24 protein-coding genes are annotated in these 24,241 nt (G+C 43.6%); 18 read left to right on the top strand and 6 right to left on the bottom strand.

The genetic code is table 11. The features are described from left to right. Positions 1-40: 40 nt before the first annotated feature. The 3 genes from FB592_RS00525 to adeR all read right to left on the bottom strand — a co-directional run bounded on the left by FB592_RS00525 (position 41) and on the right by adeR (position 3,336). On the bottom strand, positions 41-718 hold the full coding sequence (locus tag FB592_RS00525) for a YukJ family protein (RefSeq protein WP_003228755.1): 678 nt from the start codon (positions 716-718) through the stop codon (positions 41-43). A gap of 111 nt (positions 719-829) precedes the next feature. Then, positions 830-1,966: an alanine dehydrogenase gene (gene ald, locus FB592_RS00520; protein ID WP_029725879.1), complete on the bottom strand. Its 1,137-nt coding sequence runs from the start codon at positions 1,964-1,966 to the stop codon at positions 830-832. Positions 1,967-2,067: 101 nt separating this feature from the next. Further along, on the bottom strand, positions 2,068-3,336 hold the full coding sequence (gene adeR / locus FB592_RS00515) for a sporulation transcriptional activator AdeR (protein ID WP_064671624.1): 1,269 nt from the start codon (positions 3,334-3,336) through the stop codon (positions 2,068-2,070). Positions 3,337-3,855: 519 nt separating this feature from the next. On the opposite strand from adeR, the gene FB592_RS00505 reads away from it, so the two are divergent. The 9 genes from FB592_RS00505 (at position 3,856) to FB592_RS00465 (ending at position 16,020) form a co-directional block, all read left to right on the top strand. Further along, positions 3,856-4,149: a WXG100 family type VII secretion target gene (locus tag FB592_RS00505; protein WP_003220661.1), complete on the top strand. Its 294-nt coding sequence runs from the start codon at positions 3,856-3,858 to the stop codon at positions 4,147-4,149. A gap of 69 nt (positions 4,150-4,218) precedes the next feature. Continuing rightward, complete coding sequence (gene yukD / locus FB592_RS00500; protein WP_003228763.1) at positions 4,219-4,458, top strand: ESX secretion system protein YukD; 240 nt, start codon at positions 4,219-4,221, stop codon at positions 4,456-4,458. A 14-nt stretch (positions 4,459-4,472) separates the two neighbouring features. After that, a complete protein-coding gene (gene essB, locus FB592_RS00495; protein WP_024573120.1) occupies positions 4,473-5,828 on the top strand; it encodes a type VII secretion protein EssB in 1,356 nt (451 codons plus the stop codon). A 60-nt stretch (positions 5,829-5,888) separates the two neighbouring features. Continuing rightward, entirely contained in the window at positions 5,889-10,376 is a 4,488-nt protein-coding gene (gene essC / locus FB592_RS00490; protein WP_141949160.1) for a type VII secretion protein EssC, read from the top strand. Next, positions 10,373-13,597: a type VII secretion protein EsaA gene (gene esaA / locus FB592_RS00485; RefSeq protein WP_141949159.1), complete on the top strand. Its 3,225-nt coding sequence runs from the start codon at positions 10,373-10,375 to the stop codon at positions 13,595-13,597. The genes essC and esaA overlap by 4 nt, the downstream gene beginning before the upstream one ends. Positions 13,598-13,628: 31 nt before the next feature. Beyond that, positions 13,629-14,084 carry a type VII secretion protein EssA gene (gene essA, locus FB592_RS00480; protein ID WP_010886603.1) on the top strand — a complete coding sequence of 152 codons (456 nt, stop codon included), beginning with the start codon at positions 13,629-13,631 and terminating at the stop codon, positions 14,082-14,084. Positions 14,085-14,146: 62 nt separating this feature from the next. After that, positions 14,147-14,878: a (S)-benzoin forming benzil reductase gene (locus tag FB592_RS00475; protein ID WP_033884758.1), complete on the top strand. Its 732-nt coding sequence runs from the start codon at positions 14,147-14,149 to the stop codon at positions 14,876-14,878. A 197-nt stretch (positions 14,879-15,075) separates the two neighbouring features. Continuing rightward, positions 15,076-15,606 carry an HD domain-containing protein gene (locus tag FB592_RS00470; RefSeq protein ID WP_021480502.1) on the top strand — a complete coding sequence of 177 codons (531 nt, stop codon included), beginning with the start codon at positions 15,076-15,078 and terminating at the stop codon, positions 15,604-15,606. A gap of 177 nt (positions 15,607-15,783) precedes the next feature. Further along, a complete protein-coding gene (locus FB592_RS00465; protein WP_072175144.1) occupies positions 15,784-16,020 on the top strand; it encodes a YuzF family protein in 237 nt (78 codons plus the stop codon). A 40-nt stretch (positions 16,021-16,060) separates the two neighbouring features. On the opposite strand, the gene FB592_RS00460 is transcribed toward FB592_RS00465, so the two are convergent. Further along, on the bottom strand, positions 16,061-16,450 hold the full coding sequence (locus tag FB592_RS00460) for a DUF2283 domain-containing protein (protein WP_072175143.1): 390 nt from the start codon (positions 16,448-16,450) through the stop codon (positions 16,061-16,063). Between the two features lie 114 nt (positions 16,451-16,564). On the opposite strand from FB592_RS00460, the gene FB592_RS00455 reads away from it, so the two are divergent. The 7 genes from FB592_RS00455 (at position 16,565) to pdeH (ending at position 22,248) form a co-directional block, all read left to right on the top strand. Further along, positions 16,565-17,674, top strand: coding sequence for an AI-2E family transporter (locus tag FB592_RS00455; protein ID WP_014480712.1), 1,110 nt, complete (start codon positions 16,565-16,567; stop codon positions 17,672-17,674). A 59-nt stretch (positions 17,675-17,733) separates the two neighbouring features. Next, complete coding sequence (locus FB592_RS00450; RefSeq protein WP_015384524.1) at positions 17,734-17,955, top strand: spore germination protein; 222 nt, start codon at positions 17,734-17,736, stop codon at positions 17,953-17,955. 72 nt (positions 17,956-18,027) lie between these two features. Then, complete coding sequence (locus FB592_RS00445; protein WP_003228783.1) at positions 18,028-18,276, top strand: YueH family protein; 249 nt, start codon at positions 18,028-18,030, stop codon at positions 18,274-18,276. Between the two features lie 71 nt (positions 18,277-18,347). Beyond that, a complete protein-coding gene (locus FB592_RS00440) occupies positions 18,348-18,746 on the top strand; it encodes a YueI family protein (RefSeq protein ID WP_014480710.1) in 399 nt (132 codons plus the stop codon). A gap of 96 nt (positions 18,747-18,842) precedes the next feature. Beyond that, positions 18,843-19,394, top strand: a complete 552-nt coding sequence (locus FB592_RS00435) for a cysteine hydrolase family protein (RefSeq protein WP_014477836.1) — start codon at positions 18,843-18,845, stop codon at positions 19,392-19,394. A gap of 15 nt (positions 19,395-19,409) precedes the next feature. Beyond that, positions 19,410-20,882 (top strand): nicotinate phosphoribosyltransferase, encoded by a 1,473-nt coding sequence (locus FB592_RS00430; protein ID WP_003228788.1) that lies wholly within the window; start codon positions 19,410-19,412, stop codon positions 20,880-20,882. A 136-nt stretch (positions 20,883-21,018) separates the two neighbouring features. Next, a complete protein-coding gene (pdeH, locus tag FB592_RS00425; protein WP_003243525.1) occupies positions 21,019-22,248 on the top strand; it encodes a cyclic di-GMP phosphodiesterase in 1,230 nt (409 codons plus the stop codon). On the opposite strand, the gene FB592_RS00420 is transcribed toward pdeH, so the two are convergent. Together FB592_RS00420 and FB592_RS00415 are read right to left on the bottom strand one after the other, a co-directional pair. Next, positions 22,224-22,592 carry a YuzC family spore coat inner layer protein gene (locus FB592_RS00420; RefSeq protein WP_017695529.1) on the bottom strand — a complete coding sequence of 123 codons (369 nt, stop codon included), beginning with the start codon at positions 22,590-22,592 and terminating at the stop codon, positions 22,224-22,226. The genes pdeH and FB592_RS00420 overlap by 25 nt on opposite strands. A gap of 114 nt (positions 22,593-22,706) precedes the next feature. Beyond that, entirely contained in the window at positions 22,707-22,832 is a 126-nt protein-coding gene (locus tag FB592_RS00415; protein WP_120028613.1) for a hypothetical protein, read from the bottom strand. A 221-nt stretch (positions 22,833-23,053) separates the two neighbouring features. Here FB592_RS00415 and degQ point away from each other — a divergent pair, with 221 nt between their 5' ends. Both degQ and FB592_RS00405 read left to right on the top strand, forming a co-directional pair. Continuing rightward, complete coding sequence (gene degQ / locus FB592_RS00410; protein WP_003220708.1) at positions 23,054-23,194, top strand: degradation enzyme regulation protein DegQ; 141 nt, start codon at positions 23,054-23,056, stop codon at positions 23,192-23,194. Between the two features lie 184 nt (positions 23,195-23,378). Next, a complete protein-coding gene (locus tag FB592_RS00405) occupies positions 23,379-24,239 on the top strand; it encodes a polyprenyl synthetase family protein (RefSeq protein WP_032677058.1) in 861 nt (286 codons plus the stop codon). The last annotated feature ends 2 nt before the right edge of the window (positions 24,240-24,241 follow it).

Raw genomic sequence — 24,241 nt, 5'->3', positions numbered from 1 at the left:
CTTCCGAAGAGACTGCTCGCCGCAGTCTCTTTTTCTAATCTTACGCAGACGTTTGGGTATGATCACAATCCCTGACCGGGTTTCCGTTTTCATCTGTACACCAAGATTGGGATAAAAACGCTAAAAACACAGCGGCCCACTGATCTGCAAACTGAATCAGAATACCCCCGTCATGCCAAGAGCCGTTGTCTTTTTTCCAGCGGGTATCCATTGCATTCCCTTGATTCATATGGATATTGTGCATTCCGTTAGTCGGGGTAAAGCCGAATATTTTATCTGCAGCCTGTTCAGGTCCGAATTTTGAACCAAATATATAAACCGGCGCTTTCTCATCTTGTGCTTTCTTCATATAGGTTTCAATAAAATCATTTAAATCATTATCAGGTCCCGTGATTTCATGAGGCAAAGGCTTCATTTCCCGCGGGTCAAACAAATTGCCCCGCACATAATCCAGTGCCACTTCACGGTTTGCTTCATTGATCCTTGTATATCCATACGGCATGTTCGGAAGGATGGTAATTGAGCCCGAATCAAACTGATCGTCAGCCAAATACAATACTTCAGATTCCTCAGAACTGGACATCACATTGATGGCGCACCTGTAATACGTATTCTCTTCACCGAGCATTTTGACTTGGAAATGAGGACTGTCATCATCTGTTTCCCGCTTCATGTCTAAGACTATGCCTTTTAACACGCCATATTGCTGAACAGCCATATGAATCCTCCTTTATGATCAACTTCATAGTCATAATTCGTGAAATGGTCTCTTTTTTCCTTTTAAAAAATAAAAAAGCCTGCAGAAATCTTTCTGCAAGCTCATTGTGAATTAAGCACCCGCCACAGATGATTCATCCTGTAAAGCTTTTTCGGCAGGAACATACTCATAGCCTAGATCTCTTGCTACAGCTTCATAGGTCACGTGTCCGTTTGCGGTGTTTAAACCCGCTCTCAGTGCCGCATTGTCTGTGAGCGCTTTTACTGCCCCTTTGTTCGCGATTTGCAGCGCGTATGGAACAGTAACGTTAGTCAGGGCGATTGTTGATGTACGAGGGACAGCACCCGGCATGTTCGCTACAGCATAATGCACAACCCCGTGCTTTTCATATGTTGGCTGATCATGTGTTGTGATATGGTCGACAGTTTCGACGATGCCGCCTTGGTCGATCGCTACATCAACAATGACTGAACCAGGTTTCATTTGTTTTACCATTTCCTCAGTGACAAGAGTCGGAGCTTTAGCGCCCGGAATTAATACCGCGCAAATGAGGAGATCCGCTTCCGCCACAGCATCAGCAATATTGACCGGATTAGAAATTAACGTTTTAATCTGATGGCCGAAGATGTCATCAAGCTGGCGCAAGCGGTCTGCGTTTAAGTCAATGATCGTCACATCTGCACCGAGTCCGACAGCCATTTTCGCCGCGTTTGTCCCGACTACGCCTCCTCCGATAATCGTTACTTTTCCGCGAGAAACGCCCGGCACCCCGGCAAGCAGAATGCCTTTTCCGCCTTTAGGCTTTTCTAAGAATTGAGCGCCGATTTGCGCCGCCATTCTGCCCGCAACCTCAGACATAGGTGTCAGAAGAGGCAATGTCCGGCCTTCACTGACCGTTTCATATGCGATGGCAGTTACTCCTTTATCCTTCAAGGCCTGTGCAAGCTCAGGCTCAGCTGCTAAATGAAGGTACGTAAACAGCACAAGTCCTTTGCGGAAATAAACATATTCTTCCGGCAGCGGTTCTTTTACCTTCATGACCATTTCGGCGTCCCAGACCTGCTTCGGATCAGCAATGATTTCCGCTCCTGCTGACTCATAGGCTTCATTTTCAAATCCGCTTCCAAGGCCCGCGCCTGTTTCAACCAGCACCCGGTGGCCGTTTGAAATGAGCTGAGAAACGCCCCCGGGTGTTAATGCGACACGGTTTTCATTGTTTTTTATCTCTTTAGGAACCCCTATGATCATATCTGTCTCCTCCTGTATCTGTGATATTTTTAGTGTAGCTTGATATTTTGGAAAATTCTTTGTTTGATTAAGAAAATAAAAAAACATGGATTTGTGAAATTTCACAAATCCATGTGCCGAAGTTTGATATCTAAATAGATGGTGAATTTTTGATTCACATTTTTCAAATCAATTTCAGCGATCTGGCTGATCCGCTTGAGTCGGTAATTCAACGTATTAACGTGTATATTTAACAGCTTGGAAGCGGTATTCACGTTGCTGTCCGCTTCAATAAAGCGCTCTAGCGTCTCTACCAGATTTGACTGGTGATCCCGGTCATATTGTTCCAGTTTGGAAAGCGAGTAATTATAATGGCCCACCTGTTTCCGTTTTTCATATAAGACATCTAAGTATTGATAAATGCCTAACTCAGAAAAGCTGAAAAGATGTTTGGTCTCTTCAGTGAACCGTTCCTTCGTTTTTAAGACGGACAATGCTTCCTGATAGGAGCGGGAGACAAAAGAAATAGAGTTGTATATTCCGCCAAAAGCGATAGAAACGTCTTCTATTTTATACCGCTCCTTCAGCTGTTTTTGCGTACTTAAAGCAAACTGTTTTAAATCTTGAAAAGGATGATCTGTTTTGGGTGAGGTTAATATAATAAGTTCATTGGAATCTACGGTCGCCAGCAGCACGTAAACCTGCTGGGTCGTTTCCTGTAAATATTGCAGCTGCTGTTCGATTTTTTCAGTCAGCTCGCCATTTATGCGGATGATCATAACGGAAAACTCTGAAGGAGCCGCCATTCCAAGCTTATGGAACCCATCCGCCATATCATCCTCCTGATGGATGTGTCCGGTCAGCATTTTCCAGAAAAATTCTTGGCTGCGTTCTTCATTTTTCGTTTTTCTGATTTGAAGTTTGAGAAGCTTGTTTTTCACTGCTTTTGCTGCCATTTGCAATGTCAGCAGATCTTCATCGGACAATGTTTTTTGGATCTCAAGCGCCCATATGAAGCCAAGCACTTGATTGTTTTTCCAAATCGAAATAGCGACGCGATTGCTCAGCCCGACTTCATCAATTTGCTTGACTCTGATCGGCTGGTCCGTTTTTAAGAGAGCTGGAATTGTCCCGTCTTTCCACAGCTTGTTAATCACCTTCTCCGGTACCCTTCTGCCAATAATGGTAGACGTCCGGGCAGGGTCTGTGCAGTCGCTGTGTGTACTGTAGGCAAGCAGCTTGTGGTTAACATCCTCTATGGTGATCGGGCACCGCAGAACGTCGCTGATATGATCAGCCACATCTTCAAGTCTGTCAAAACTATATTTAAACGGATCATTCGGCATGGTCATAAATCTCCCTACTTTTCGTGCTTGATTTCTCTTTGACATCTCATCCCCTTCCTTTTATTATGATTGTTGTTGTTTGTGAAAATCAACAACAAAGAACAGAAGCAAAAAAACAATTTCATGAGAGAAACGTTCTATATACAATTGGCGGTGTAATCGCCTTTTTGCAGGACAGTTGTATGCCTCATATAACGACAGCTTATCCTATTAATCTTCTAAGAAAGTCATCGGAGGCGAGACTAATTAAGGAAAGAAAAAACTGAACCTTTCAGAAATGGTGCTGTAGCATCAAATTTTCTGAAAGGTTTTTTTTGGGAGTTGGAGCGTTATTTGGGTCTTTTGGATTATTCGGAGAATGAAGAGAAGATTAAGAAAATAAACCTATTTACTTTACAGTATATGTCATTTTTAAGTGATTCGGGATAAACCATTGGACTCATTTTGTAAAATTAAAACATATTTGTTTGACTATGCCGAAAAACTGTTTTTATAATAATGACGTTCTAAAAATAAGTGAATTAGCCCATATTTAGGCTGATGGCACAGGAGGTAATGAGGAATATGGCAGGATTAATTCGTGTCACACCCGAAGAGCTAAGAGCGATGGCGAAGCAATACGGCGTTGAAAGCCAAGAAGTATTAAATCAGGTTGATCGTTTAAACCGAATGATCTCTGATTTGAAAAGCATGTGGGAAGGTGCTTCAAGCGAAGCGTTCGCAGATCAATACGAGCAGCTCAAACCTTCATTTATCAAAATGTCAGATTTGCTTCAAGATGTGAATCAGCAGCTTGATCAAACAGCAAATACACTTGAGTCTACTGACCAAGACATCGCAAATCAAATCCGCGGATAACAGTATGAAAGGGAAGGAGCGCCTGATTCAAAAGAAGACGGCGCTCTTTCTATGTAAGGGTGATCCTAAATGTATATTGATATTACAATAGATTTGAAACATTATAACGGCAGTGTCTTTGATCTCAGATTGTCAGATTACCACCCGGTGAAAAAAGTAATTGATATTGCTTGGCAGGCCCAAAGCGTATCTATGCCTCCGCGCGAAGGGCACTGGATCAGAGTGGTGAACAAGGATAAGGTGTTTTCCGGAGAATGCAAGCTGTCTGATTGCGGCATTACAAACGGAGACCGGCTTGAAATATTATGAAAGGATCTGGTTGAATGTCAGGTAAACAAAAATCATATTTAGAAAACCAATTAGAAGCTGTTGCCGAGAAAACAGATGCCGGCTATACATTTACCTTTCAACGGGAAAAAATAAAGCTTCTCGACGGTCTTGAAGCTAACGTGATCAAAGATATAAATCCATTTTTTCATAAAGAAATCGATGTGACGGATGATGAAGTAATCATCACAATCCAACCTCCCTCCTCCTATAAAGCATTCCGCTTCATGAAAGCTAAGGATAAAAAAAGTAAATGGCAGTTTGCCTATCAGCTTGTTCAAGCCGTACAGCAGCACAATCTGTCTAGGCTGAATTTGATTGTCGCTCCTGAAAACATTGTATTCGATAAAGGGCTTACGCCTTATTTTCTCCATTATGGAGTAAAAGAAAGCATTCCTCCTTACGAGCGTGATGAGGAAAGAGTATGGCAGGAGCTGAAAGCGGCAGCGGCTTTGGCAGTTGACGGCGCTTTTGCGTTTGAAGACTACCTGAAATTCAATGAAACGCTGACGTTTTCCGCAGAGGCAAAGGCGATATTAGATGCTGAATCCTATGATGATTTGCTCGAGCTGATTCAAACCCATATTGATGAGCTCGAAGCCAAAGCAAAAACATACATACATATCCCGAGAAAGAAGTGGAACATCCAGCGATATATCGGCCTGGGGCTCATTGTTTTGCTTGTACCGGCACTTATTTATTCGATGTACGCCTTATTTTTCGCGCAGCCAAAGCACCAGGCGATAGTGGACAGCAACCGTGCGTTCTTAAACAAGCAGTACAGTGAAGTCATCAGCACACTGTCCAAGTACGATGCGGAAAGCCTGCCTGAATCGGTGCAGTATCAGCTGGCGACGTCCTATGTTGAGGTCGAAAACCTGGGGAGTGCAAAAACCAAAAATATAGAAAATAATTTAGTCACCCTTCAATCAGACCCTCAGCATTTCTTATATTGGATTGATTATGGTCGAGGAGAATACAAAGAAGCGATCAGTATCGGCCGCAAGCTGGAATACAATGATTATATTTACTTTGCCCTAGCTAAATATAAACAGCAGCTTTTATCTGAGGATACAAATGATGAAGACATACAAAAAGAACTTGACTCAGTAAATAGTGAGCTTGAAAAAGCGCAAAAAGAACGTCAAGAAAATAAACAGTCTAATTCTGAAACATCGTTAGTCGATACAAGCGAAGAACAGACACAAACAGACGAAGAAAAACAAGCAGAAGAGAAAGCGGCAGAAGAAAAAGCCGCAGCCGAGGAAAAAGCGAAAAAAGAAGAACAGAAGAAAAAAGAAGACGAGAAAAAAGAAACAGAAAAGAAAGATGAGAAAAAAGATGACAAATAACGTGAGACATGAAGCGCAGGTCATCGCATGCTGCCATTCGGCCGTAAGGGGGTTCGCCATTTGAGTCTATTATGGGTTTTTTACCAAAATAACGTTCAAAAATTAAATCTGTCTAACCTCCCGTCGTCTCATCCGGTGACCATAGGGCCTGATGTGAAGGATTCTGTTACGATCAGCTCCATTCCATTTAATAGCGGAGTCATTTCTCTTCAAAGAAAGGAATCCGGCGGCCAATACGAAGTTTTCCTGGGAAATGATTGTCTCGGCACGATTGAGACGGATATATCATTTACTCTCCAAACGGATCAGCAGGATATACGCTTGATATTGACGGGCAGTGAACCTGAGAAATCCGTTTATTTTACGGGAAATCGGGATGAAATTGTATGTTCCTCAGAAAAAACGAATGCAGATATTTATCTGAATCCGCAAGATTTTGCATTTGCAGAACAAAGCACGTTTTCTTTGCTTCGTGCAGGCGGCAGCTGGTCGGTCCGCCCTGAAAGCGGAACGATCTTCTTGAACGGAGAGAAAATCAACGCCAATACGCCGCTCAAGCCGGGGGATGAAATATTCTGGAACTTCACGCAAATGAGGGTGACGGAACAAGACCTTTTAGAAATTGTTCATTATGCCCAGTTTGAAACAGCGTTAACAGAAACGGTCAAACCGAGTACAGAGATGCAGAAAAAATATCCGCAGTACAGAAGAACGCCGCGGATGGTATACGATCTGCCGGATGACCGCGTTTCTTTCAGTTTTCCCTCTCAGGAGAGCGATCAAACCAACAGAGGGCTGTGGCTCGTCATCCTGCCTCCGCTTGTGATGCTGATCGTGATGGGCGTAGTTGCCATCATCCAGCCGCGCGGCATATTTATACTCGTTTCTTTGGCCATGTTTATGATGACTCTCATTACCTCGACAGTGCAATATTTCCGGGATAAAAACCAGCGGAAAAAACGCGAGGAAAAACGGGAGCGTGTATATAAGCTTTACTTAGACAATAAGCGGAAAGAGCTTCAGGCACTTGCTGAAAAGCAAAAGCAGGTTCTTGAATTTCACTTTCCTTCATTTGAACAAATGAAATACTTAACAAGTGAAATCAGTGACCGGATCTGGGAAAAATCACTTGAAAGCAAGGATTATCTGCAACTGCGGCTTGGGACGGGAACAGTTCCGTCAAGCTATGAAATCAATATGAGCGGCGGAGACTTGGCGAATCGTGATATCGATGACCTCATGGAGAAATCGCAGCACATGCAGCGCGTCTATAAAGATATCCGCCATGCGCCGGTGACGGTCGATTTGGCAGAAGGTCCGATGGGGCTTGTCGGTAAATCGCAAATTGTGAAAAATGAGATTCACCAGTTGATCGGACAGCTGTCGTTCTTTAACAGCTATCACGATTTGCGTTTTGTATTTATTTTTCATGAAGAAGAGTATAAAGACTGGGAGTGGATGAAGTGGCTTCCGCAATTTCAAATGCCCCATATTTATGCAAAAGGATTTATTTATAATGAGCAAACCCGAGATCAGCTCTTGTCTTCACTTTACGAATTGATCAGAGAGCGTGATCTCGAAGATGACAAAGAAAAACTGCAGTTCAAACCGCATTTTGTATTTGTCATCACGAATCAGCAGCTGATCTCTGAACATGTCATTCTCGAATATTTAGAAGGACAGCATGAGCATCTGGGCATCTCGACAATTGTCGCGGCGGAAACAAAGGAAAGCTTGTCGGAAAACATTACAACTCTTGTCCGCTACATTAATGAGCATGAAGGCGACATTTTAATACAAAAGAAAAAAGCGGTAAGAATTCCGTTCCGTCTCGATCATCATCAGCGTGAGGACAACGAACGGTTCTCACGCACGCTGCGGACGCTGAACCACCAGGTCGGCATTACGAATTCCATTCCGGAAACGGTATCGTTCCTGGAGCTTTTTCATGCGAAGGAAGTAAAAGAAATCGGCATTCAGCAAAGATGGCTGACAAGTGAATCGTCGAAGTCGCTGTCAGTGCCGATCGGCTATAAAGGGAAAGATGACATTGTGTATCTGAACCTTCACGAAAAAGCACACGGTCCGCACGGCTTGCTTGCGGGGACAACGGGATCAGGGAAAAGTGAATTTCTCCAGACCTACATCTTGTCACTTGCAGTGCATTTTCATCCGCATGAAGCGGCTTTCTTACTAATTGACTATAAAGGCGGAGGAATGGCGCAGCCGTTCCGCAACATTCCCCACCTCCTCGGCACGATCACAAATATTGAAGGAAGCAAAAACTTCAGTATGCGTGCGCTTGCTTCCATTAAAAGCGAGCTGAAAAAAAGGCAGCGCCTGTTTGACCAGTATCAAGTCAATCACATCAATGACTATACAAAGTTATACAAGCAAGGGAAAGCAGAAGTGGCGATGCCTCACTTGTTCTTAATTTCTGATGAGTTTGCCGAGCTGAAAAGCGAGGAGCCTGATTTTATCAGGGAGCTTGTCAGTGCCGCGCGTATCGGACGAAGCCTCGGCGTTCATTTGATTTTGGCGACACAGAAGCCAGGCGGCATCATCGACGACCAGATCTGGAGTAACTCGCGCTTTAAAGTAGCGCTCAAGGTCCAGGATGCCACCGACAGTAAAGAAATTTTGAAAAACAGCGATGCCGCAAACATTACCGTAACAGGCCGCGGCTATTTGCAGGTCGGAAACAATGAAGTGTATGAGCTGTTCCAATCTGCATGGAGCGGGGCGCCTTACTTAGAGGAAGTCTACGGTACTGAGGATGAAATCGCGATTGTTACAGATACGGGTCTGATCCCGCTTTCTGAGGTTGATACCGAAGATAACGCGAAAAAAGACGTTCAAACCGAAATCGAAGCTGTAGTTGACGAAATTGAACGCATCCAAGATGAAATGGGAATCGAGAAGCTGCCAAGCCCTTGGCTGCCGCCGCTTGCGGAACGTATTCCGCGCACTCTTTTCCCTTCAAACGAAAAAGACCATTTCCACTTTGCGTATGTCGATGAACCTGATCTGCAAAGACAGGCGCCAATTGCTTATAAGATGATGGAAGATGGAAATATCGGCATCTTCGGCTCTTCGGGCTACGGAAAATCGATTGCAGCCGCAACGTTCCTGATGAGTTTTGCGGACGTATACACACCTGAAGAGCTTCATGTCTATATCTTTGATTTCGGAAACGGAACGCTGCTGCCATTAGCGAAGCTCCCGCATACCGCGGATTACTTCCTGATGGACCAGTCAAGAAAAATTGAAAAGTTCATGATTCGCATCAAAGAAGAAATTGACCGCCGTAAACGTTTGTTCCGGGAAAAAGAAATCAGCCACATCAAAATGTACAATGCGCTGAGCGAAGAAGAGCTTCCGTTCATTTTTATCACCATTGACAACTTTGACATTGTCAAGGATGAGATGCATGAGCTTGAATCGGAATTTGTCCAGCTTTCCAGAGACGGACAAAGCTTGGGTATCTACTTTATGCTGACAGCAACGCGGGTGAATGCTGTCCGCCAGTCATTGTTAAATAACTTGAAAACAAAGGTTGTCCATTATCTCATGGATCAATCAGAAGGATATTCCATTTACGGCCGTCCGAAATTCAATCTTGAGCCGATTCCGGGACGCGTCATCATTCAAAAGGAAGAGCTTTATTTCGCGCAAATGTTCCTGCCTGTTGACGCCGATGATGATATCGGCATGTTCAACGAGCTGAAATCAGACGTACAGAAACTTCAAGGGCGATTTGCTTCAATGGAGCAGCCGGCACCGATTCCGATGCTGCCTGAGAGCTTGTCTACGAGAGAATTGTCTATCCGCTTCAAGCTGGAACGCAAGCCTTTATCTGTACCGATCGGGCTTCATGAAGAAACAGTCAGCCCAGTCTATTTTGATTTAGGCAAGCATAAGCACTGCCTGATTTTAGGCCAGACTCAGCGCGGGAAAACAAACGTCTTAAAAGTAATGCTCGAACATCTGATTGATGATGAAACTGAAATGATCGGCCTGTTTGACTCGATTGACCGCGGCTTATCTCATTACGCGAAGGAATCAGATGTTTCATATTTGGAAACGAAAGAAGATATTGAGCAGTGGATTGAAACAGCTGAAGACATTTTCAAAACAAGAGAGGCCATGTATGTAGAAGCCGTCCGCCAAGGAGACGCACAAAATCTGCGATTCTCACAAGTCGTGCTGATGATTGACGGGATAACGAGATTCCAGCAGACGATTGATACGAGAATACAAGACCGTCTCGCTAACTTCATGAAATCATACGCTCATCTTGGGTTCAGCTTTATCCCGGGCGGAAATCACAGCGAATTCTCAAAAGGCTATGACTCCTTGACGACTGAGATGAAGCAAATCCGCCACGCGATTCTGCTGATGAAAAAATCTGAGCAAAATGTCATTCCTCTCCCGTACCAAAGACAGGAGCCTGAGATTCAGCCGGGCTTCGGATATGTTGTGGAAAACGGGAAGGAGCAAAAAGTTCAAATTCCTTTATGTTCTGCTGAAAGGGAGAGTGCTAGATGACAGAACAACGAAAAAGCTTGATCAAGTTAATATCCGCCGTCATCATCATTTTGCTGCTGCCGGTGTTGTTTTTCCGATTTATCGGAGACGACCCAACGAAAAAAGCAGTCAATTCCACCCGGCAAATCGCGGTGGTGAATGAAGACACAGGCGTATTGAGTGATGAGGTAAAGTCTGATGAAGAGGACAAATCCGCCCAGTTCGGCAAGGAAGTAGCGGCCGTTCTGGGTGAACGTCCTGATTATTCGTGGACGGTCGTAAACCGAAGCGCGGCCGAGACCGGTCTCGCTTCAAAGAAATACGATGCGATTGTCTACATTCCCTCAGACTTCTCAAAAAACATTTTGAGCTATGACAAAGACCATCCTCAAAAAGCAACGCTCGAATTCAGCATTCAAGATAACCTGAATGCGGTTAACAAAGAAAAAGTTCAGCGTGAGCTTGAGGATGCCCAAAAGACAATGAACAAAAAAATGTCGGCCTTATACTGGAATTTTGTTTCACAAAAAGTGGACAACATCAGAGGAGAATTTGACAAGATCGTCAATAAAGAATCTGAATTCCAGAATGTCATGTACAACTTTTACAAACCAAGCTCTAATGATTTAGCAGGTGAAATCAAACAGCAAAAAGACTTAATCGATGAGCTGAAGAAATCAATGAATGAAGCGCAAGGCACGACAAAAGAAAAAGCTTCTACAGCGGAGGAAGCCAAAAATACGCTGAAAGAATTCATTGATACAGTTGAAAGATACAAAGAATATCAAGAAAATCAGAAAAAGCTGCTTTTGGCAGCCCAAGATTCAACACAGCAGCAAATCCGGACAGGCTTGGACGCCATCCAGGCACAGCAAAAGGCGAATCAGTTCAGCGAACGCATGAGCGGATTGGCAACCGGGATCAGCCAAGTGAAGACACAGCTCGGACAAACCAGTAATGTGCTGGCAAACGCCCAGCAAATTAGGGAAGGGCAAGTGTCCCAGCAGGAACTTGGCATGGCAAAAATCCAAAGTAATTTAATCGAACAATATCAGGCCGCATCAAGACAGGCTGCACTAAATCAGGTGTATGAATTGCTTGTCCCGGCACGTCAGGCATTGACAGTTGCGAAAGGGGACGACCCAGTCATAGACGATGGTTCTGACAACAATGATAAAGATAAAGACCCTAAAGAAGAAGATCCTGAAGAACTCAAAATTGATCTTGAAAAACAGCGTGAAGAACTGAAAAATATCGCTGCTGATATTCAGGATATTTCAGACAATCTGAAGGAGCCTGAAAAAGAGGATCCAACACCGGAAGACCCGGGTACTGAACCAGACGATCCGTCCACTGATAATCCAGAAAAACCTGATGACGGGGGCAGTACAAATCCCGATGATACACAGGGCGACACAGGGAACGACAATAACAGCAGTGATACCGGTAATGACGGACAAACGGACGGCAGTACTCAGGATCAAGACCAGCAGGGAACAGACGGTCAGGAGCAGAACGGTGATGCCTCTAATGGTACGTCAGACAGCGGACAAACCGAAACGGGCACATCTGCCGAACAGACTGCTTCATCTGACTCAGCCCTTCAATTTATCAAGCTGGCAAATGAAGGCGGAACTGGAGAGTCAGGAGGCGACGGTGGCACGACTGAGCCAGGAAATGAAGATCAACCAGGAAACGACGACATTTCTGATATTGCAAAAGCAAAAGAACAGCTCAGCAAAGCGTCTGAGCGAATCAAGCAAATTGAAGAAGAGCTCAAAGAAAAAGAAACTGCTCATAATGAAGAGTTGAAAAAGAAGTTAGAGGAACTAACAGAGCAAATGAATGGTCTCACTGATGAAATTGATGACCTGAAAGACAAAGTGAAAAAGCTCGAAGGTAAACTTGAAAATCTCGAAGCGAAACGGAAGCGGGAGTTTGAAGGAATTTACAGTGCGATTCGCGAGCTTGAAAATAAAGATCAGCTTCAATTCTCAGGAGACATCAATACAGAAAGCATCTCCGCTTTAATGAGATACTATAAATATTTGTCTGTTTATGACTCTGTATTATCCGGTACGATTGACAGTGCTGCAAAAGCCGGCGCCATTAACGGCCAGCAGAGCAACGTCCAATCAGTCCTGGCTCTCTCACCTGAAGAATCAGCCAGCTGGGAAGCTCTCAAAAACAACACGATGCAAACTGATGAAGACATTAACACCTTCATCGACGGAATGACCAAATTTGCGGATGACTACAGCGGCTTTATTCGTGACTCTCAAGCAGGTGTTCTCGACGAACTGACGAAAATCTCTGAAAGTGCCGCAAAAGCGTCAGAACAGCTTGTAACGGGCGCAACACAGGAATCTGCGACGTTCAGCAACGATGGGCTGTCTGGCACCATGGCACTGAGTGTCCAAGATACGGTCGGCCAGGAAGTGCTGCAAATGTCAGACATGATGGGTTCATTGTCTGATCGCCAGTCAGGCATCATTGATTACACAACCAACATGCAGCAAAGCGTCAATGATGTTCAAGCGAAAGCCGACACCTTAAACAACAACTGGGGGAAAAATGTAGCCTCCACGAAACTCGTGCGAAATGACGTATACGGCATACTCGGAAATACATTAGTAGACGGGCAAAACAATGGCTATGTATATGATTACTTAGCGAATCCGCTTAAAATCAGCGGAGAGGTTCCGGAAGAAAAAATTCAGACGGTACCTCCGGTTGTCATCCTTGTCATTGTGTTGATCAGCAGTCTGTTAATCGGCTATTTCAGCTCGTATTACCAAAACGCACCGCTTCTCGTCAAAGGAGCGTTATTCGGAATTCTGAATATCCTTGTCGGACTTATGATCAGCTTGTTCGGTTTGAATATTTATTCACTGCCGGACGATCAGACGATTAAGTGGTCGGTGTTTACGATTCTATTGCTGGTCGCAAGCTCTGCCTTCATCCGGACGGCATTCAGATTCGGATCAATCCCTGGCTGGGTTGCTTCAGCGGCAATGATTCTATTCTATGTCGCACCGCTTATTGATTTGATCATGCCGAACTTTACATTTGAAGATCCAGTTTCGAAAGTATATATCGACATCCAGTACGGTACTGGGCACTTGTTTACAATGGGAATAACAGTTCTGCTGATCATCACGGTGATTGCCGCGGCTCTGCCGCTGATTATCCGGCTGATGGCTGAACACACAGCAGAAAGCGATGAAACGTATGAAGCGTAATCGCAGCATGGAAAAGGGGATCATGATTTGTATGCTCTCCTTTTCCCTTTTCATACCCTCTGCAGCTGCTGCCCAAACTGAAGAAAATACAGATGTCGCGCCAAACCAGTATGAGAAAAAAGACATCGAAATCGATACGAATTATTTGCATGAAGATACCTACTATGAAGAAAAAACAGAACTGCCTGAGGAACAGAAGGATATCACTTTTGATAAACCGAAGGACAAGGACGCCGAGCTGATAAAAGATTTGTTTACATCAACAAATGCCGAGGATTCCAACACGATTGCGGCCCAGTCGAAACAGCTTGGAATTACTTTTGCTGAAAAACCAATGACAAAGACATCATCAACGGAAACAGAAGATGAACAAGAAACATCATCATTGCTGCTGCCGATGATCTATGTCGTACTGATCCTGCTCGGAATTGCAGGCATCGTGTTCCTCATCCCAAAAGTCACAGCGCAGGAAAACAAGAAGGCATAGGCCGCGTGCTTGTGTTGTGTAAAAGCGGTGCCGTACAATAATAACGGAAAAGGAGGTTTCCAATGGAACTTTATATCATCACCGGAGCGTCAAAAGGGCTGGGTCAAGCCATTGCATTACAGGCTTTAGAAAAGGGGCATGAAGTCCATGCCTTATCCAGAACGAAAACAGATGTCTCTCATGAAAAACTAACGCAGCATCAAATAGACCTCATCAATCTCGAAGAAGCTGAACAGCAATTTGAAACATTGCTCTCATCCATCGATCCAGATCGTTATTCTGGTATTACCCTGGTCAATAACGCCGGAATGGTAACGCCGATCAAACGTGCCGGCGAAGCGTCTCTTGACGAGCTTCAGCGCCATTATCAGCTGAACCTGACTGCGCCCGTGCTTTTGAGTCAGCTGTTTACAAAACGGTTTGCTTCATACAGCGGCAAAAAGACGGTTGTCAACATTACTTCAGGAGCCGCCAAAAATCCATATAAGGGATGGAGCGCGTATTGCAGTTCAAAAGCCGGGCTCGACATGTTTACGAGGACATTCGGATTTGAACAGGAGGATGAAGAGCTGCCGGTGAACATGATTTCGTTCTCACCTGGAGTGATGGACACTGAGATGCAGGCCGTCATCCGTTCTTCATCGAAAAAGGATTTCCACCACATTGAACGATTCCGGAAATTAAATGAAACAGGAAGCCTTCGCAGTCCGGACTTTATTGCCGGCACGCTGCTTTCTTTACTAGAAAAAGGGACGGAAAACGGCCGCATTTATGATATTAAAGAGTTTTTGTAGAGCAGATATTTTCTGCTCTTTTTTTTATACAAAAGGCTGCAGCCAGCGCATTTTATTGAACAGCCGCATATACTGACTGAAACGCTGCTTTTAGGGTATAACAATGATGATAAGAAGATCAAAATGATGTGACATAAGAATTGAGTTTCTCTGCAAATTATGTTAGGATTCTAAAAATATCTAAAGGAGGGGTTTCCATGAGAAAGGTTACATTAATGGATGTTTTCACCCATCCAATTGCACAAAAATATCTTCAGCGTTCCGGCGTGGCACATGCGATTGCCTGCGCTTATCATGCATACAGGCTGTCTGTGAAGGCTGACATTAATCCTGATTTAGCAGCAAAAGCGGCACTGCTTCATGACATCGGCCATTATGAATGGTATACAGACGGAAAGTGGGATTATGAGAAATACAAAAGAAATGACATTCATGCCATTAAAGGGGCGGAACGCGCGCATAAGCTTCTGATTCGGCTTGGCGAGGAACCGAAAGCGGCAAAAGAGATTGCACTAGCCATTTTGCTTCATACAGATTCCTATTTGCCTGAAGGCGAATTAGATAAAAACACGCTGCAGCAGATTGTCAAAAAAGCGGACGAACTGGATGAAGAGCCGGGCGGCCACCATCATTACCGCCAAATTGATCCTTCAACCGCACGAAAAAAAATAGAAAAGCTGGACCAATTAATCGATCAAGCCCAGACATCCGTGATAAAGCCTGTATAAGTACGGAACAGCGCCCAGCTTTCTTCGCTGTCTCCGCTTCATCGATACTTCCTTTACACCCGCTTCCAAACGTATTCTCCTAAAATCTCCGCACCCCTTTGTTTTATCAGGTAAGCCTGTGTCATTATCCATAAGCGCGGCATAAGCTGAGATAAAACACACAAAGGGGATAAAAGTATGGTCAACCAAGGTAGTCCGCAACTGGTCTCTTTAGTCGATCCTTATGTCTATCAGACCATTAAAAAGCTCATCGGCTCAAGGTTCGTTATACAGACAGTACGAGATACGGTCAGAGGCAGACTGATCGATGTAAAACCTGACCATATCACAATTGAAGGAGCCCGAAATTCTGTTTGTTTGATCAGAATCCAGCACATGATTTCCATCACCCCAGATTACAGTGAGCGGGTCTAACAGTGCTTGCGCATGAAAAATAGGCGTACACCGGGACGTCCTATTTTTCAGTTAAGCGCTGTAAAAACGCACTATGATACATTGTTCCATCAAGGTCAAAGCCGGCAAATTCCTGATAGTCACCATCTGAAAAACAGAAAGTGACACCGTACACCGTATAGCAGGAACGGACTGCAGCATGCTGGCAGACCCGAAAATGATAACCGTCTGAATCTTTTACATATAGCCGGGATTTCCCGGCAAATGGGGCACAGAGGTGTGCTGCCTCACCAAAACATTCGAATCCGGCGATTTTGCCGTCTTGGCTGATATCCAGCAGGAGACAATCATTGACTCTGAGCTCCTCAGTCCGTACATTCCTGTTCTTTTTCGGAGGAAGAACATAGATATAAGCCAGTTCTGAATCTGTATCGTATGTCACGGCCTTCATCACCAACAATCCTTTCATTATATTAAGAGTTCTGATATGAGTTCATTTTTGTTACAATGATGGGGTATAAGTTCTTTTATCTGACAGACAAAGAAAAACTAGGAGGAACAAAGCTTGTTGAAATCAAAAGTCCATTTTTGGACATTGCAGATTTTATTTGTTTTGCTGATTATTTTTGTAGCAACAAAAGTTTCATTTGTATTTCAGCCGTTTATTGTTTTTATCTCGACATTGTTTTTCCCGATGCTGATTGCGGGAATTTTGTATTTCATATTTAATCCGGTCGTCCGCCTGCTTGAGAAAAAAATTCCGCGGACATTATCCATTCTATTGATCTATTTACTGTTTATCGGTTTGCTTGCCTTTATTTCAGCGTCAGTTGGACCTATCATCACCTCACAGGTGACAGGGCTGTTTAACAACCTTCCTGATTATATAAAACAGATTCAGGCGCTGACAAAGGATTTGTCCCATTCTCAATGGTTTACCTGGATGATGAACCAGGATTATGTATCGATATCAAAAATTGAACAGTCATTGACAAGTTTTCTCCAAAACCTGCCGCAAAATATCACGTCCAGTTTATCTGCGGTGTTTGGCGTCGTGACAAACATCACGCTTGTTATTATTACTGTTCCATTTATCCTTTTTTACATGCTGAAAGACGGACACCGCTTTCCGCATTTGGCAGTAAAAATTCTTCCGGCTTCTTATCGGACAGAAGGCTTAAAGATTTTTAAAGATTTATCCGATACGCTTGCGGCATACTTCCAGGGTCAGCTGTTAATCTGTCTTTTTGTCGGGACAGCGTGTTTTATCGGCTATTTAATTGCCGGACTGCCGTATGCCCTGATTCTTGGGATTGTCATGGCGATTACCAATATCATTCCCTATGTCGGGCCTTTTCTCGGTGCCGCGCCGGCTGTCATTGTCGGTTTTATGGACTCGCCGGCCAAAGCGCTGTTTGCGATTATTGTGGTCGTCATCGTTCAGCAGCTGGACGGAAACCTGCTGTCTCCTCTTGTGATCGGAAAGCGTCTGAATACCCATCCGCTTACGATTATTTTGCTGTTAATCGGAGCGGGAAGCTTCGGCGGAATTCTCGGCATGATTTTAGCGGTGCCGGTTTATGCGGTAGTGAAGGCGTTCTTCCTGAATATTGTCCGCTTGATCAAGCTGCGCCAGCGGTCACGACTCGAGGAAAACGCAAAGCCAGCTGAATAGGCGGGCACCATTAGCGGCTCTTTGCATATGATGCTGTAAATCAATGCGGAGGTGGGGAAATGCCTGCAATTGTGGGGCCGATTTATATCATGTCAGTTACGGGTAATGCCGCGGCAAGCTTTGGAGACGTATTTGCGATTTCGCCCAAAAGCGTCGCTCATTCAGGGGCGGGGTCAGGCGCATTTCAGCTTGGTGATTTTGTGAAGATTAACAACCAAACGAGTAAAACTCTCTTCAAAGATGCCGATATCACTGATGAAACAGTTTCGTTTAACGGGTAACAGCCTTTTCACAAGAGGCTGTTGCTTTTTTATTGTATAATATGGGTAGTCTTTAAATAGAGAGGTCATGTTATGAAAATCAGAAAAGCAAATATCAATACGCAAACCGGAATGATCACGGACGTGTATCTGCATGAAAACAGAAAAGAACTGCGCACGCTTGTAGCGGTACCGCAGCTGGAGTGGAGCACGATCATTTCCTATGAAGAAGATAAAGCAACTCTGCCTGAACGGCTGGAAGCGTCGTTGCGCCGGCATACAGAGGAAACCCCTGCTGGTGAGCTGGCCAAAAAAATCATTCATTGGGTAACAGAAATGTAAGCGGCGCTTGAAAGTTTAGCTCCTGCCTGATCAGGTGATAATGAAGACAAACAAGACGGGAGGACAGGCTTTTGAGTGAAGATAAAATGGATCTCTATTTGCAGCAAGGAATGTATGGGCCTTTGGAGACAAAGCCTGACGAGCGCCATTTGTTTTTAGGCTCTTTAAGAGAAAGAGTCGTTTTGGCACTGACGAAAGGACAGGTGCTTAGAAGTAAACCGTATAAAGAGGCGGAGCACGAGCTGAAAAACAGCCATAACGTCACCCTTTTGGTTAATGGAGAGCTTCAGTATCAGTCTTACTCTCCTTATATCCAAATGGCGAACCGGTACGGAGTGCCCTTCAAGATTGTATCTGATCTTCAGTTTCATACGCCTTTAGGCCTCGTTATTGCGGCTGACATCGCTGTGAATCGTGAATTGATATATATTCAGGACGACATTTATAATCGGTCAGTGCTGAAATCTTAAGAGACAAACGGACCGTTTGTCTTTTTGTTCATGGCAATTCACTTACAACTGGAGATAAGATATAATGTTCTCATACTGATGGCGGGGAGGCCGGCTATGAAAAAAGCACTTATTTGTATTGATTATACGAATGATTTTGTGGCGAGTGACGGAAAATTGACCTGCGGGGAGCCCGGCAGAATGATTGAAGAGGCGATCGTCAATTTAACTGAAGAATTCATCACAAACGGTGATTACGTCGTATTAGCAGTAGATTCTCATGATGAAGGGGATCAATATCACCCTGAAACCCGTCTTTTTCCTCCGCATAATATAAAAGGCACGGAAGGAAAAGATCTGTACGGAAAGCTTTTGCCTCTATATCAGAAACATGAACATGAGCCTAATGTTTACTACATGGAAAAAACGAGATATTCTGCTTTTGCGGGAACTGATTTAGAGCTCAAACTCAGAGAGCGGCAGATTGGCGAACTGCACCTTGCCGGTGTCTGCACAGATATTTGTGTGTTGCATACAGCTGTTGACGCATATAACAAAGGTTTTCGGATTGTTGTGCATAAACAAGCTGTTGCCAGCTTTAATCAGGAGGGGCACGCATGGGCTCTTTCCCATTTTGCAAACAGCATCGGAGCGCAAGTGGCAGAGTAAGGAAGGGGAAAAACAGTGTTAGAGTACGGATTTAAAGATGACAGCCTGTCATTACATACAGACCTTTATCAGATCAATATGGCGGAAACGTACTGGAGAGACGGCATTCATGAAAAGAAAGCGATTTTTGAGCTGTTTTTCAGAAGGCTTCCGTTTGAAAATGGCTATGCCGTATTTGCGGGCTTGGAAAAAGCCATTGAATACTTGGAAAATTTCAAGTTTACGGATAGCGATTTGAGTTATTTACAGGATGAACTCGGGTATCATGAAGATTTTATTGAATATTTGCGCGGCTTATCTTTTACAGGTTCACTTTACTCCATGAAAGAAGGAGAGCTCGTTTTTAACAATGAGCCGATTATGAGGGTGGAGGCACCCCTGGTAGAAGCGCAGCTGATTGAAACAGCTTTGCTCAACATTGTGAACTATCAAACATTAATCGCAACAAAGGCTGCCCGGATTAAAGGCGTCATTGGTGATGAAGTTGCGCTTGAATTCGGAACAAGACGGGCGCACGAAATGGATGCGGCCATGTGGGGAGCAAGAGCAGCCTTAATCGGCGGCTTTAGCGCGACAAGCAATGTAAGAGCCGGAAAGCGCTTTAATATCCCGGTTTCCGGCACACATGCGCATGCGCTTGTGCAGGCTTACCGCGATGAATATACAGCTTTCAAAAAATACGCGGAAACACATAAGGATTGCGTTTTCTTAGTTGACACGTATGACACGCTTCGTTCAGGCATGCCGAACGCGATTAGGGTTGCCAAGGAATTCGGCGACCGCATTAATTTCATTGGCATCCGTCTGGACAGCGGCGATTTGGCGTACCTGTCAAAAAAAGCCCGGAAAATGCTTGATGAAGCAGGATTTACAGATGCGAAGGTGATTGCTTCAAGCGATTTGGATGAGCACACCATTATGAATTTAAAGGCTCAGGGAGCGCGCATTGATGTCTGGGGTGTCGGTACGAAGCTGATCACTGCCTATGACCAGCCGGCTCTCGGCGCAGTTTATAAACTCGTTGCCATTGAAGAGGACGGGAAAATGGTTGACACGATCAAAATTTCGTCCAATCCTGAAAAAGTGACGACACCGGGCAGAAAGAAAGTCTACCGCATTATTAATCAGTCCAACCATCATTCTGAAGGCGACTATATTGCGCTTTATGATGAGCAGGTGAATGATCAGAAGCGGCTCAGAATGTTCCACCCGGTTCATACATTCATCAGCAAATTTGTCACGAATTTTTATGCGAAGGATCTTCATGAGCTGATTTTTGAGAAGGGTATTCTTTGCTACCAAAACCCTGAGATTTCAGACATACAGCAGTATGTGCAGGATAACCTCAGCCTTCTTTGGGAGGAATATAAGAGAATCAGCAAGCCGGAGGAATACCCGGTTGATTTAAGCGAGGACTGCTGGAGCAATAAAATGCAGCGGATCCACGAAGTGAAAAGCAGAATTGAAGAAGAGCTTGAGGAAGAATAAAGAAAAACTGGCCTTTCATTCGCGAAGGGCCAGTTTTCTTTATGTATATATTATTTTTCATGTTTAGACAATTTTCGTCAAATTATTTGATATACTTAGGGGTGAAAGCCGCGCGTATTGTAAGGGGGATAAATCAATGAGGGTGTTTGTTGCAAGACAGCCTATTTTTAATAGAAAAGAACAGGTTGTTGCTTATGAACTGCTGTATAGAGAAAGCGAAGAGAACGTGTATAGCGCTAAAGACGGCGATCAGGCAACAACAGATTTGGTGATCAACAGCTTTTTAAACATCGGAATTGAGAAGCTGACGGAAGGGAAACGCTGTTTTGTTAATTTTACGGAAAGCCTGATGTTTTCAAATCTTCCCACCTCCTTCAATCCGAAACAGCTTGTCATTGAAATCCTTGAAGATATACCGATCACGCCGGCCCTCATTTCTAGATGCAAAGAATTGAAAAAAATGGGGTATATGCTGGCGCTTGATGATTTTTATGCAATAAACCCGCAAGATGAGGACTTACTGGAAAAACTCATGAGCTATATTGATATATTGAAAATTGATTTTCTCAAAACAACACGAATGGAACGCAGAACAATTTTGCAAACCTACGGCTGCCGCGGCCTGATTTTTTTAGCGGAAAAAGTAGAGACCCGAAAAGAATATAAACAGGCGGTCCAAGACGGCTTTCAATTATTCCAAGGCTACTTTTTCAGCGAGCCGCGCATCATCAGCGGGCATGACCTATCGACTCATTTCTATTCTTACTATGAACTGCTTAACGAACTGAGCAAAGAGCAGCCTAACATAAAGCGTGTGACAGAGTACATAGAGCGGGATTTATCACTGTCCTATCAGATTTTAAAATTTTTAAACTCATCCCACAGCCGTTTGAGCCAGAAAATTGAAAGCATTCAACAGGCCATTATGCTGTTGGGATTTAATGAAATCAAACGGTGGATATATATTCTTTCCTTTAAGGATTTAAGCAGGAAAGGGCATTCCAGCAAGCACGAAATCATTAAGATTTCTTTGATAAGAGCAAAGCTTTGCGAACTGCTGGCGAGAAAGACATCCCGGCCGCAGCCTGCTTCTTATATGCTGATCGGAATGTTTTCTCTCATAGACACCCTCCTGCATAGAGAAATAGAGGAAATTGTTCAAGAATTGCCTTTAAAAGATGAAGTCGGGCAAGCATTATTAGGCCATCAAAACGACTACTACCAAATGCTTGAGCTTGTGAAATTAATTGAAAGCAACAACTGGGACACTTGCTCGGAATTAGGCAATCAACTCGACAAAGAAGAAGCGTATGAATGTTATTTAGAGGCTCTGGAATGGTGTCATAATCTTATGGACGCAAAATGATTGCGGTCCTCTGACCACCGCAAAGCAAGAATCATTCGGCTTTGCGTTCCGATAAGGCTGATATAGATGCCGTCGGGATTAAAGACCGTATCCACTTCATGCCGGACGCCCATTTGTTTGATCAGGCGCTTGATGGTTTGTTTATCGGACTGCTCGGCTGCGGTCAGAATGCGGCGCGAGAGCTCCCGCGAGCCCGCAATGCGGCCGAGAACGAGCTGGGCATCCGCAAATATCCCTGCGGCCTGCTTCGCTGAACGGATAAAGGTATCAATATTGTTGGCAGGAGCGGGCGGACGGCGTACCTCATACGGATACACGTAAAACCAGGGATAACGATATCTCATGGGAGCACCTCACAAAAAAGGGATGTTTCTATATGTATAGATCCCTAATTGCCGAATATGACAAAGCGAAAAGGCCACAACTTTAGCGTTGCGGTCTTTTTCGGTGTTTGTCGGTCAGGAAACGCCAAGAATCGCATATTCAATTTTGAAAATACGGTATGAAGGACTATAGTCTTGCTTAGTAAAAATGCGAAACCCGTTAAAATCAAGGAGATTAAGAATCTTTCTCAATCTGAGCAGAAATATACGCTCCTGCACATAGAAAAATAGTCCCGTTCTCGTTGTGATCTCTTTGAGTATAAGGACCTATTGATATTTGCGGTGTCACGCAGGATCTTTTTGCATACTTTTCGGTGAAAAATGAGCCGAAAGCAGATACACTATTAGTAACAGATCAAATACCTAGGACTCGTTCACCATACACAATTCATTGATCTTTCAAAAAAAGGAGTGTGGAAACGATGGAAAAGAAACTTGAAGAAGTAAAACAATTGTTATTCCGACTCGAACTTGATATTAAAGAAACGACAGATTCATTACGAAACATTAACAAAAGCATTGATCAACTCGATAAATACAATTATGCAATGAAAATTTCGTGAAAAAGACTTGGAAACAAGTCTTTTTTTTCGTTCTACCGATACAATAAATGGATAAAGTATTATATGATTGTTAAAAAACGAAAAACCTGCTGTCCTTTAAATGTCCCATTTAGTAAAATGGAATGGGAGGGGGGAAGTCGTTATTGAGCAGATATGTTTAGATTCTGTCCGGATCAAGGAGAAAATGAAGGAGATTGTAAGCCAAAAAATAATGAATCAGGACTTGGAACGATATCTTCAGAATTTTATTGAGTCTAAGGATACGTTTGAGTTTGCCGATTTGGCTCTTCATCATTATTTAGCTTTTAACGGTCAGGACCAAAAAGCAATCGAATTGCTAGCTGCCGGAATTGAATTGCTTATACTCTCATTCGATATTTATGATGACTTAGAGGATCAAGATAATGGAAGTGCTGTCTGGATGAAGATTGACTCGTCAATCGCTTTAAATGCAGTTACAGCTCTTTACACCCTAAGTATACAAGTGATGTGTCAAGCTAGTCATGAACCAGAATTTTCACAAGAGATATTGAATTTTGCGTTACAATCAATTCAAGGCCAGCATGATGATATTGTGAATGCACCGCAAACGGAAGAAGCCTGTCTTGAAATGATCAAAAATAAATCAGGAGCGCTAACGGCATTGCCCTGTGTAATGGGAGTAATGCTGGCAACAGGCAAATACCATCCCATTGTAGCTTCATATTCTTATGAACTTGGGATTATTTCACAGATCGATAATGATTATAAAGGTTTGTTTTACTTAAATAACGATTTTGTTCAGAAAAAAAATACATTGGCATACTTATACTTAAAGAAACAATTTAACGATGCTTCAGCGGAGCTACTAAGTTTATATCAAAAACCAGAGGAATTTGTTTCTATTAATACTAAGGCTTTGAAGCGAAAATTGACAGAAGCAGGCGTTATACAATATTTACTGGTGATGAAACATTTATCTCTCCAAAAAATAAAAAATGAAATGTCACAATTAAAACTAGAAGAAGATAAAACTGAAAAATTATTGTCTGTTATGATTAAATAAGG

This window comes from Bacillus sp. SJZ110, assembly GCF_006715455.1.
Lineage (GTDB): Bacteria > Bacillota > Bacilli > Bacillales > Bacillaceae > Bacillus > Bacillus subtilis.
This window is presented reverse-complemented; position numbering and strand designations above follow the sequence as displayed.

What these genes read in the sequence shown, in the direction of transcription:
- FB592_RS00525 (WP_003228755.1), bottom strand. Translation starts at nt 718, where the DNA reads ATGGCTGTTCAGCAATATGGCGTGTTAAAAGGCATAGTCTTAGACATG.
- ald (WP_029725879.1), bottom strand. Translation starts at nt 1,966, where the DNA reads ATGATCATAGGGGTTCCTAAAGAGATAAAAAACAATGAAAACCGTGTC.
- adeR (WP_064671624.1), bottom strand. Translation starts at nt 3,336, where the DNA reads ATGTCAAAGAGAAATCAAGCACGAAAAGTAGGGAGATTTATGACCATG.
- FB592_RS00505 (WP_003220661.1), top strand. Translation starts at nt 3,856, where the DNA reads ATGGCAGGATTAATTCGTGTCACACCCGAAGAGCTAAGAGCGATGGCG.
- yukD (WP_003228763.1), top strand. Translation starts at nt 4,219, where the DNA reads ATGTATATTGATATTACAATAGATTTGAAACATTATAACGGCAGTGTC.
- essB (WP_024573120.1), top strand. Translation starts at nt 4,473, where the DNA reads ATGTCAGGTAAACAAAAATCATATTTAGAAAACCAATTAGAAGCTGTT.
- esaA (WP_141949159.1), top strand. Translation starts at nt 10,373, where the DNA reads ATGACAGAACAACGAAAAAGCTTGATCAAGTTAATATCCGCCGTCATC.
- essA (WP_010886603.1), top strand. Translation starts at nt 13,629, where the DNA reads ATGCTCTCCTTTTCCCTTTTCATACCCTCTGCAGCTGCTGCCCAAACT.
- FB592_RS00475 (WP_033884758.1), top strand. Translation starts at nt 14,147, where the DNA reads ATGGAACTTTATATCATCACCGGAGCGTCAAAAGGGCTGGGTCAAGCC.
- FB592_RS00470 (WP_021480502.1), top strand. Translation starts at nt 15,076, where the DNA reads ATGAGAAAGGTTACATTAATGGATGTTTTCACCCATCCAATTGCACAA.
- FB592_RS00465 (WP_072175144.1), top strand. Translation starts at nt 15,784, where the DNA reads ATGGTCAACCAAGGTAGTCCGCAACTGGTCTCTTTAGTCGATCCTTAT.
- FB592_RS00460 (WP_072175143.1), bottom strand. Translation starts at nt 16,450, where the DNA reads ATGAAGGCCGTGACATACGATACAGATTCAGAACTGGCTTATATCTAT.
- FB592_RS00450 (WP_015384524.1), top strand. Translation starts at nt 17,734, where the DNA reads ATGCCTGCAATTGTGGGGCCGATTTATATCATGTCAGTTACGGGTAAT.
- FB592_RS00445 (WP_003228783.1), top strand. Translation starts at nt 18,028, where the DNA reads ATGAAAATCAGAAAAGCAAATATCAATACGCAAACCGGAATGATCACG.
- FB592_RS00435 (WP_014477836.1), top strand. Translation starts at nt 18,843, where the DNA reads ATGAAAAAAGCACTTATTTGTATTGATTATACGAATGATTTTGTGGCG.
- pdeH (WP_003243525.1), top strand. Translation starts at nt 21,019, where the DNA reads ATGAGGGTGTTTGTTGCAAGACAGCCTATTTTTAATAGAAAAGAACAG.
- FB592_RS00420 (WP_017695529.1), bottom strand. Translation starts at nt 22,592, where the DNA reads ATGAGATATCGTTATCCCTGGTTTTACGTGTATCCGTATGAGGTACGC.
- degQ (WP_003220708.1), top strand. Translation starts at nt 23,054, where the DNA reads ATGGAAAAGAAACTTGAAGAAGTAAAACAATTGTTATTCCGACTCGAA.
- FB592_RS00405 (WP_032677058.1), top strand. Translation starts at nt 23,379, where the DNA reads ATGAAGGAGATTGTAAGCCAAAAAATAATGAATCAGGACTTGGAACGA.